At 37.7% G+C, this 4,242-nt stretch carries 6 protein-coding genes; all 6 read right to left on the bottom strand.

Annotation, left to right across the window (positions count from 1 at the left end; genetic code table 11):
- Positions 1–107: 107 nt before the first annotated feature.
- The 6 genes from I6E11_RS14215 to I6E11_RS14190 all read right to left on the bottom strand — a co-directional run bounded on the left by I6E11_RS14215 (position 108) and on the right by I6E11_RS14190 (position 4,203).
- Positions 108–503: a hypothetical protein gene (locus I6E11_RS14215; RefSeq protein WP_235338780.1), complete on the bottom strand. Its 396-nt coding sequence runs from the start codon at positions 501–503 to the stop codon at positions 108–110.
- A gap of 8 nt (positions 504–511) precedes the next feature.
- Positions 512–748, bottom strand: a complete 237-nt coding sequence (locus I6E11_RS14210; RefSeq protein ID WP_005939551.1) for a helix-turn-helix domain-containing protein — start codon at positions 746–748, stop codon at positions 512–514.
- Between the two features lie 235 nt (positions 749–983).
- Positions 984–1,385 carry a hypothetical protein gene (locus tag I6E11_RS14205; RefSeq protein ID WP_005939548.1) on the bottom strand — a complete coding sequence of 134 codons (402 nt, stop codon included), beginning with the start codon at positions 1,383–1,385 and terminating at the stop codon, positions 984–986.
- Positions 1,382–2,017 carry a hypothetical protein gene (locus I6E11_RS14200; RefSeq protein WP_235338779.1) on the bottom strand — a complete coding sequence of 212 codons (636 nt, stop codon included), beginning with the start codon at positions 2,015–2,017 and terminating at the stop codon, positions 1,382–1,384. The genes I6E11_RS14205 and I6E11_RS14200 overlap by 4 nt, the downstream gene beginning before the upstream one ends.
- 27 nt (positions 2,018–2,044) lie before the next feature.
- The gene (locus tag I6E11_RS14195) at positions 2,045–3,172 is read right to left on the bottom strand and encodes a site-specific integrase (RefSeq protein WP_235338778.1); all 1,128 of its coding nucleotides are present in this window, start codon (positions 3,170–3,172) and stop codon (positions 2,045–2,047) included.
- A gap of 125 nt (positions 3,173–3,297) precedes the next feature.
- Positions 3,298–4,203: a helix-turn-helix domain-containing protein gene (locus tag I6E11_RS14190; RefSeq protein WP_235338777.1), complete on the bottom strand. Its 906-nt coding sequence runs from the start codon at positions 4,201–4,203 to the stop codon at positions 3,298–3,300.
- Between the last annotated feature and the right edge of the window lie 39 nt (positions 4,204–4,242).

The following is a 4,242-nucleotide window of genomic DNA, read 5'->3' as shown; positions in this document are numbered from 1 at the left end:
CTTTTGCTCATGGTTAAACTTTTAGTGTGGTGACTCAAAGATAACCAAAATAGGGCTGACTTCCAAAATCGGAGGACGGCCCTATCATTATAATGATGTATGAACTTTTAGCGGACAGTAATAATATTATTATTTCTATTTTTATCTTTTATATTAATAGGGGACAACGGCACCGACATCTTTACCGACAAGTTCTCCGACAACGGCACCGACAACTGAGAAGTACGGTCAATTATGGTATATAAAGGCGGATTCTCCTTTCCAGTCCCGGCTGTGAATGAAATCAGACCTCGCTGCTGGAGTCCGGCCCTGGCCTTTACAATATTCTGCTTTGTTGTCTGAAGATCGGCACTTATTCTTTCCGTATAGCCTGTAAACGGCATCTGCCATCTGGCGGAATTTGCCATATTAAGAAGATAGAAGTATAAGATTGTTTCTGTCTTGGAAAATGCCCTGTATCCGTTATCCCTCCAGAATAGACTGAACAATTCATACAGGTTCATAATACAGGCTATTTAAGTAGGTCTTTTTGGGTCACATAGGCGATTGCCTGCCGGTCCACTTCTTCCTGTGGTGCTATGCGTATCCTGCGGAGCCATTGATCAAGTTCGTCCTTGTCAAAGAAACACAGTTTGCCGTTTGGTTTGTAGAAAGGAATCTCCTTTTTCATCATCAGTTTATGCAGATAAGACTTTTTCATCCCCAGATATTCGGCAGCTTCTACCGTTGTCAATAAATTGTTTGTCATATGATTCTATTTTATAATTATTATTTCCGTTTCGACAGCAAACAGGTTTTTGAATGCTTTTTCTTTCCTTTTGCTCTGTTGCAAAATTATGCCTATTCCCAAGTGGAACAATGTGTACGATTTGTGGTTGGGGACAAAAAACAAATAAAGCCATATCGTTGTTAATCAACAATATAGCTTTATTTAATTTGTTAAAAGATGTATATCTCTGTGGTCGCTCTGTAATTCTGTGTGGTCACTTCACAGATTTTGCCTTTTCGATGGCTTTTTCGATAGCCTTGACGAATTGGGCATTGGTTTCTCCTGTTCCGGAATTGAGTGCATCTCTATAATGGGATTTGTAGTATCCGGGACTGATTTTACACTGTTCCAGCATGTGTTGTATCCACTCCTTTGCTAAAGACTCATTCATTATCTCTTTACTGACGACATACAACAGGTAACAGACACGGCTGTTTTCACGATGACGGACAACAACAGGTCGTGAAACTTCTTTCAGGTTCATGAAATCTACGAAATCCGTACCTTTCATGTGTTCAAACTGGTTGCCGTTGCAGATCTTGTACAGGCTGCAACAGATGGTCAAATCTACTATATCAAATAGTTTGGCCGTTTCTTTCAAGTACAGTCCTGTCATATCTTACCTTCGGATTTCAGTTCTTCTATATCTTTGATAATGCTGTCTGCAATCCTTTTCATTCGGACAACCAGCATTTCAAGGTATATCATCTCAAAAAAATAAAGTTTGGCTGTTTTCTCACGTTCTGCGGTGTAAAAGCGGTATGTCTCATCACTCTTGGCTTTCTCTGCTTCATATCTTGCCTTTACCTCCTCGGATTCTTTTTCTATGGTCTTGTAATCGTCATCTTCAGGATTGAGATAGTCCATGCGGACACTCATTTGAGAATACCGTTTCCATAGTTGTGAAGCGGCATATGCAATAGAGTCATATTCCTTTTCAAGCGGCTTGATATGCCTGTCGCAGACTGGTTGCGGATTATAAGAGCCAAATATATCCTCGTGACTTTCATAAGTGGCAAGGAAGTCAGACGCAGCGGCAGACAAGGCTTTTGCCTGTTCCATGAGTATTGCCGGGCTGTCGTTTAACTCTTTTTCAGCTGAGTTGATTATACTGTTTATGTCTTTGTAGTCATGATAGAATCCGGAAAAAACCAGATTTTCCTCAAAGGTCAGTTCTGTATCTTTGATATATTTCAAAAGAAGCCTGTTTACTTCAAGCAACCTTTCAGTTATTTCAGCAATATACATCTTAATAGTGGGGTTATGTAATCAATACTAAAATTCCATGTCACTGAATGCATCGTCTATAAGACTGACTGCATCATCCTTTTTCTTGTTGATGATCTTCGCATATATTTGGGTTGTTTCCACCTTGGTATGCCCAAGCAGTTTGCTTACAGTGTATAAGTCAACTCCCAAAGTCAGCATCATCGTTCCGAAAGTATGCCTGCTGCAGTGGAATGTTATATGTTTTTGAATACCAGCTTTCTTTATCCATGCTTTAAGAGGGTATCCAGTCATGCAACGGCGCAATTCTTTAAATACTTTACCTGTGCCCGGTTCTCCACAAAGTGCGTATGCTTCATAACTGATAGGTAGTAAGGCTTCTGTCTGTGTCTTTTGCGTACGAAGACGAATACAATGTCCCAGATCGGGGGCTGTGCATAAGTTTTCCCACTTAAGATTCAATATATCACTGATGCGTAATCCGGTGAGACATGAGAAAAGGGATGCATTTCTTAATACAGGTATATCGCATGGAGTTGAAGCCAGAGTCTTTAATTCATCTTGTGTTAAAAACTCTTTATGAATATCTCTACTTTCTATCTTTTCAAGAAAATCATTGGGATTTTCACGTAAATATTTATCTCTATACGCAAGTTTCAAAACTCCTCTGAATAATGAGAAATAACTGGCAGCTGAATTACGGGAAACCATTTTATCAGTATGCTTTAGTTGCCTTGCATGGAGAAGATAGTCTCGGAAGCGGTTACATAGGTCAACAGTTATTTCTCCAAACATACATTTGCCATTGACAAATTTCTCAAAGTGCAGATAAACGATATGCCATTTATGATCTTTCTTACGACATACTTCTTTGAAATATGCCATAAAATCGGCTCTCATTTTGTGTCGATCCATAAATCCAAATTCTTCATTGATTACAGCCTCTTGCCGGCGGCATCTGATAAGTTCGGCTTTAGCTAGGATTTCATTATTGTAATCTAGCTCAATTGCATTCTTTGGGGTTGCATAAATGTAAAATCCTAAATATTCACGTCTGCTCAGTTTCATTGTTTTAGGATTACGTACAGCAGGGTAGTAGTCCAAGTAAAGAGAGATTCGTCCGTTTCTTATAGGGCGTTGTCTTAGTGTTACAGTAGTACATGTTTGTTGTCTCATAATATATAATGTATTAAAATTTATATTCAGGTTTAATTCTTATTGTCGTGATAGCAAAATAAACAAGTGTATTCCTGGTGATGTGGTTATTTTAAAGTTAACCACAGGATAACCAGTAAATAACATTAAATCGAAGGTGGAGCAAGCAGATCATCGAGCTCTTTGCGCGATATCTTGATATATTTCCCTTCCTGCACTTTACTGATATGATGCCATTTTACATAGTGATACAATTGGTCACGTGTGAGATTGTATTTTTCCATAGCTTCGGCTGTCGTATAATATTCTGGTTCAGCTTTAGCAAGACCTTTGGCAATATCTACATGCTTTTTGGAATAGAATACCTGCCGTTTGATTTTTTTCTTGGGAATAGCAAATCGGGAAACAAAAGAGTATATAGCACTTGTTGTCATGCCAAACTTTTCCGTTAGATCTTCTACAGAATACCATTCCGTAATGTCGGAGTCCGGTGCTTTAGATGCAAAATATTTATCAAAATGCTTTGCACTCCAGTATGTTTTTCCTCTTTTGAAAACTTTGGGTATATTTTGTTCTTTCCCTACTTTAAATATCCACGATTCGTTTACTCCGTATTTACTTGCAACTTCAGCGGTAGTATAAAAATCAGTAATAGGAGTGTGAGAGATTCTATTTCGTTTTACATAAGGAGTAGAACTCATCATTGAGTCTATGTCAGACTTATGTATAATGGTAAGTCTTGTACTCAATTTTATTGCCTTCAGTTGTCCACTATAAATATAATTATATACTGCTCTTGATGTGATACCTAGAAGTATTCCAACTTCTTTTATTGAAAGATATTCTTTTTGATTGATTACACTAAAGGTACGTTCTTGAGATACTGTTAGATTTTCTGATTCTGCCTTTTTAACAGTATTGACTCTCTGTCTCATTTTATACGCCCTATCATTACATGATTTTGAACAAAAGCGTGTAGATGTTTTCAAGGCATAAAATTCTTGTCCGCAGTATTCGCAGATTTTCTTAATTCTAATTTTGCTTGCTGCCATTTTACATTCATTTTTTATGTTAAACACTATATTTATTAC

It is taken from the genome of Bacteroides caecigallinarum, from assembly GCF_021531075.1.
GTDB lineage: Bacteria > Bacteroidota > Bacteroidia > Bacteroidales > Bacteroidaceae > Phocaeicola > Phocaeicola caecigallinarum_B.
Note: the sequence above shows the minus strand (reverse complement) of the source record. Positions and strands in the feature narration are given on the sequence as shown.

Bases quoted from the DNA above. Each gene is read 5' to 3' on its own strand.
- I6E11_RS14215 (WP_235338780.1), bottom strand. From the start codon at position 503: ATGAACCTGTATGAATTGTTCAGTCTATTCTGGAGGGATAACGGATAC.
- I6E11_RS14210 (WP_005939551.1), bottom strand. From the start codon at position 748: ATGACAAACAATTTATTGACAACGGTAGAAGCTGCCGAATATCTGGGG.
- I6E11_RS14205 (WP_005939548.1), bottom strand. From the start codon at position 1,385: ATGACAGGACTGTACTTGAAAGAAACGGCCAAACTATTTGATATAGTA.
- I6E11_RS14200 (WP_235338779.1), bottom strand. From the start codon at position 2,017: ATGTATATTGCTGAAATAACTGAAAGGTTGCTTGAAGTAAACAGGCTT.
- I6E11_RS14195 (WP_235338778.1), bottom strand. From the start codon at position 3,172: ATGAGACAACAAACATGTACTACTGTAACACTAAGACAACGCCCTATA.
- I6E11_RS14190 (WP_235338777.1), bottom strand. From the start codon at position 4,203: ATGGCAGCAAGCAAAATTAGAATTAAGAAAATCTGCGAATACTGCGGA.